Genomic DNA, 4,697 nt, shown 5'->3' with positions numbered 1-4,697 from the left:
TCTACATTCGCGAAAATGACGTAAAATCGTGATGCTGGGGGGTCAGACCTACTATTCGCCAGCGGTATCCTCGTAGGAGAGGGGTTGGGGGAGAGGTTTTAAAGATGTCGTCGTGCAAAGTCAGGTGTCAATGTTAACGTATCATTGTAAAAATCAAGGTTAAAATTAGACCGAGAGACAGCGCAAGTAACCAGTTGTTGAATTGTTTTTGCTTTTTTGTTTGGGTTTCCAGTTTTTGGTGTAGTCGTTCGATTTCTGTTTGCGCTTGTTGAAGTTGATTTTGGATAGATTGATTTTCTAGATGTAGGTTATCTAGCGTTTGTTTTCCTCCAAAGTCGGTAATTACTGTTTCAATTTCGGTTTTTATATGTTGGATTTGTGAGTGTGCTTGGGTGATTTCGTTGGCTTGATGATGAGTTTTTTCTTGGTATCTGGCTATTTCTTGTTTGTTTGTTTCGATTTGTGCTGCTAGTAGATTGATTTGTTCGAGTTCTTGGGCTTGTGCTTTTGCTGTGTCTATGCTGTCTATAACAGATTTTAATTCTTGTTTAAATGCGTCTATCCGAACTTTGTAGTCTACTATTTGTTGTAATTGTGAGCTAATTTCATCGCGCGTATGATTTACTGTTTGAATATTTTCTTCTAGATAAAGCTGTTGTTTTTTAACTTCATCTATATTATGTTGAATTGTGTGGGTAAACGAAGATGTGTCTAATTTTAATTGCTCAATTTTGCTGTAATCTTGCATTATAGCTGCATGAATGGTGCTTGCTTGTTGAGCAGCATCTGAAGCTACTGTAACTCCTCGTTCGATGGTATGCCAAAGTTCTTCGAGTTGCTTGGCTGTTTCTATATCTGTATGTAATTTCATTTATTGTTCTCCTGTTTTAGATAGTAGGTTATTAATACGTGATGTAAACGACTCACATAGTAGTGTTACGAGCGGTTCGTTTAAGTTTGATTGAGAATTTACGTCTTGCCAGAAGGGGAGATTTTGTTCGTACTTGCCATCGTATATATGTGACCTCACGCGCGCTGCTTCGTAAGGTAAACCTTTTGCTTCTAAGTCTTTGGCTATACCTTTGAGCAAATACTTGTATTCTTGAAAGTCGGTATTTTTTAATACTTCTGCTTCAGCGATAGCTTGCCAAGATAATCCCATCGCGCGTAATAGTAAACAACGCAGGTGGATATTTTGAGTTTTTTGGAGTTCGTTATTTAGATGTTCATAGGGGTGTTTTTTCAAAAGGGTAATTGCTTGGGTTTCCCATATATATAGTTCTGCGTTTTCGATGCCAGCAAATTGCAGCGCTAAGTAAGTATCCCAATATATATAACCTGTTTCGCAACGTTTGAGTAAACGGGAAAGTACGTCCGATGTTATTTGATTCAAATCTGCATCACTGACAACTTCGCTAATCCAATTAATGGCGCCTTTTGGGTCGATAGTTTCGCATTGTTGGAAAAAGTCATAGCCATTATCTTGTAGGCGCCTAATTTCCGGTGTTGTGACAACTACTAGTAAACGCGAACGCGCGCGGGTAAGGAGTGTATACCACTGAAAACTTTCTTCTAAAGTTGGTTTTCCTTCACCTTCAAACAAGCAAAAAGCTACACAAGCTTCAAATTCACGTCCCTTAGCTTTTTCTGGGTTTAAAATTACTAAGTTTTCGTGAGAATTTAATGCGCTGTTGGAAAGAACTTTGACAGCTTTAGCAAGGTCACGCAGTAAATAACGACGATTTTCTTCGCTGCCACATTCTCCAGCAATTTCATCTAGAAATGCAATTGCTTCATCCTTAGATGCATATTCCAATAACCGGACATTTTCACCAGTTTCAAAAGCGTGCTGTGGATTTGCGGGTAATGGCAATTCTTTACATTTGTTTTTAGATGTAATTGTTTTTGCTACTTGCCAGAATTGATTAGCAAACTCTAATATCTGGCGTGAGTTACGGTAATTACGTACTAATTCAATCGAGTTTTTGATTTGTAGCTGTGACCAATTAAAATCAGTAGCTTGAATGCGCTGATTTAAATCACCTAACAGCCATAAATACGTTTGATGTCCTTGAGCAGCCCAAGATTTACATACTGAGATAATAGCTTGTAACTCGCTTAATAAGTAATCTTGCGTTTCATCGACTATTAATAAAGTACATTCTGAATTGCTTGGATTTATATTTAGTGAGTTCTGTATAATTTTAGCTGCATCCGAGCGAGATATGCGACAAGATAAAGCTTTATAAAAATGCTTTTTACTTATTTTTAATAAACTTTCAACTCGGTGTGAGTTTACTTGATACATGACATTTTTGTCATTAGCTCGATGCTTATTCTCATCTAGTACAAACGCTTGGTATAATAGAACATCATTTGTAGTAATATCATTTTGACGGCTATATTTTAACGCTTGTTGCAAAGCTTCCAACTCTTCTTGTCCTGAAGCCAAACGATTTTTAAATTCAGGATTAATCTTAGTCAACCACTGTGGAAACGTGCCTAACCAAAAATTCTCCTGAGTCGCTGCTGTTTTAACCTCAGAAAATTCCGAAATATCACGCCGTAAAGCTTCGGGTACAATCAACATTGTATTCCAGCCAAAATTACGGTGGATTTCACACGCAAACAAAGTAGCACACACTGTCTTTCCAGTACCGGGTGCGCTTTGTATAATGATGCACGAACTTTCCTCAAATTGATGTACCGTCGTTGGTTGATACTGCGAACACAATATTCGCAATGGTTCATCTAATATATTGCGCTGATAATTTGTTAAAATCGGCGAATAACGGTAACTACCATAAACAAACCTGTACCAATCAGTATCTTGCTCATGATTCCATTGATAAGCTGGGTTTTCCTCTAAAGCAGTACCTTGTGGGTGTAAAAGTTCTTCAATTACCTGCGTTTGGGAACACGCGCGCTCATCAAACGCATCATCATAAACACTATCGCGCAACCCCGCCTTGATCACAACAACATTATGATCCGCGCGCTGCCAAATAACGCGCCACTTGCCAGAGCGAGTTCGCAACAAATTATCAAACCCTTTGAGCGCTTTCGTTTGTCTTTCATCTCCCTGACTCAACCGATGCAAAATCTGGTAAATCCTTTGCAAATCAGCAGGTGGAAGCTTTTGGATTTCACGAAAGGCCGCACGAATTATCTTTACATCAGCCATACACTACACCTTCTCCCCGATAATTAGTAGTTGTATGTGCTTAGTATTCCCTACTTTATAAAAAAATATATGCCCGTCGGCTCACGGCGCCCCCAGAATTGATGATATGAACTACGCTTTGGTCTGTGTGATCAAATTTGGGGTATTGTAGCACAGGCGTCTCGCCTGTGCAGTGACAAGCGTTTTTTTACCACAGAGACACAGAGTACACAGAGACTACTACAAACAACGCTCAAATTCGTCGATTGCTAAAATATCATCCGAAATCAACGTGCATTCTTCGAGTAAAGGAATGTTAAGGTCTGGCAGCAATTCGCTTGTATCAACCAGTTCATAACCCTTGGTGTCTAAAAATTTTGAAGGTTTATCTTCCCTTTTGTGGTATAGTTTCAATCTATTATTTTCCCAAAACCAAACCTCCAACACTCCCAGGCGCCGATAGATTTCCAGCTTATCAATACTACCACTAGTAATATTTACTTCTCTAGCTTGCCGATTAAGTAGATGAATTTTAGCTGAAGAAATGGGCATATTAAGAACGGAATCTAGTAACCGATTAAACAAGTAAGCGATACGATAGAAGCATCTTTTACTGCTATAAAAATAAATTAATTGAGTCAACGTTTAGTTCAAAATTAACTAGACAGCGAAAGTTGTCAATATAAATCCGTTTCAACATAAGATTACCTAATTAAGGAATTTTGTTGACAATAACATGGTCAACTTACTATCATAGCGCGTATCTGCTTATTGAAAGTTTAAGTCTTTTGATTTTGCAACGTTTCTACTCTTTCGACTAAGAGACGAATTTGAGCAGGTTTATTGCGAAACAAATCTGTTGACCAAATTCGGTGGATGTTCCAGCCAAGTTTTTCAAGCACTTGTTGTCTTAAACGGTCACGGTCTCTGGCAGTAGGGGAACTATGGTAGGATGCACCATCGCACTCAATGCCTAGCAAAAATTCTCCAGGGTGATTTTTATTGGCAACTGCTAGGTCAATTCGATACCCCGAACATCCGACTTGAGTACGAATAGTATATCCCCGTTCTACCAAGGTGTGGTAAACATCTTCTTCAAATGGTGAGTCAAATTTAAGTTCCGAGGTATAAAAATTACCTTCGAGTCTTTCACCACCGCTCGCTGCATACTCCAGGTAATCCCGTAACAAAGCTATACCTTTACTTTTAGTGCGTGTTAAATCAATATCACCAGCTAGGAGAGAAGAAACCAGCCCAGTCAAGGTGGCGTTAGAGGAGGGAGATAATTATCAATAAGGGTAAAATATTATCAATAATTTATTTAACTTATTCATAATAAATTAAATTAAATATTTACGAAAAGATACTTAGCAGAGAAATGAAGTGGATAAGATATTTTTATGACGAAAATATAGATAATTAGACAAATAATTACAACCATCCTTTTGAGCATTAGACAGTTTCAAAAATTGGTTCTTTCGTACATAGCGTGCTAAATTTTAATTAAAATCGATAAATATCCTTTATTTTCAAA

The 4,697-nt window shown here is 37.9% G+C and carries 4 protein-coding genes; all 4 read right to left on the bottom strand.

The genetic code is table 11. The annotated features are described in order from the left end of the window. Window positions 1–133: 133 nt before the first annotated feature. Window positions 134–871, bottom strand: coding sequence for a hypothetical protein (locus tag AC2JBO_RS43275; protein WP_496959792.1), 738 nt, complete (start codon window positions 869–871; stop codon window positions 134–136). Continuing rightward, window positions 872–3,184 (bottom strand): hypothetical protein, encoded by a 2,313-nt coding sequence (locus AC2JBO_RS43270; RefSeq protein WP_496959791.1) that lies wholly within the window; start codon window positions 3,182–3,184, stop codon window positions 872–874. A 219-nt stretch (window positions 3,185–3,403) separates the two neighbouring features. Continuing rightward, window positions 3,404–3,715 (bottom strand): hypothetical protein, encoded by a 312-nt coding sequence (locus AC2JBO_RS43265; RefSeq protein ID WP_496959790.1) that lies wholly within the window; start codon window positions 3,713–3,715, stop codon window positions 3,404–3,406. 227 nt (window positions 3,716–3,942) lie between these two features. Next, window positions 3,943–4,425 (bottom strand): PDDEXK-like endonuclease domain-containing protein, encoded by a 483-nt coding sequence (locus tag AC2JBO_RS43260; protein ID WP_496959789.1) that lies wholly within the window; start codon window positions 4,423–4,425, stop codon window positions 3,943–3,945. Between the last annotated feature and the right edge of the window lie 272 nt (window positions 4,426–4,697).

The sequence above is a fragment of the Calothrix sp. CBUCES-K 9914 genome (assembly GCF_059640475.1).
Note: the sequence above shows the minus strand (reverse complement) of the source record. Positions and strands in the feature narration are given on the sequence as shown.

Bases quoted from the DNA above. Each gene is read 5' to 3' on its own strand.
- AC2JBO_RS43275 (WP_496959792.1), bottom strand. From the start codon at position 871: ATGAAATTACATACAGATATAGAAACAGCCAAGCAACTCGAAGAACTT.
- AC2JBO_RS43270 (WP_496959791.1), bottom strand. From the start codon at position 3,184: ATGGCTGATGTAAAGATAATTCGTGCGGCCTTTCGTGAAATCCAAAAG.
- AC2JBO_RS43265 (WP_496959790.1), bottom strand. From the start codon at position 3,715: ATGCCCATTTCTTCAGCTAAAATTCATCTACTTAATCGGCAAGCTAGA.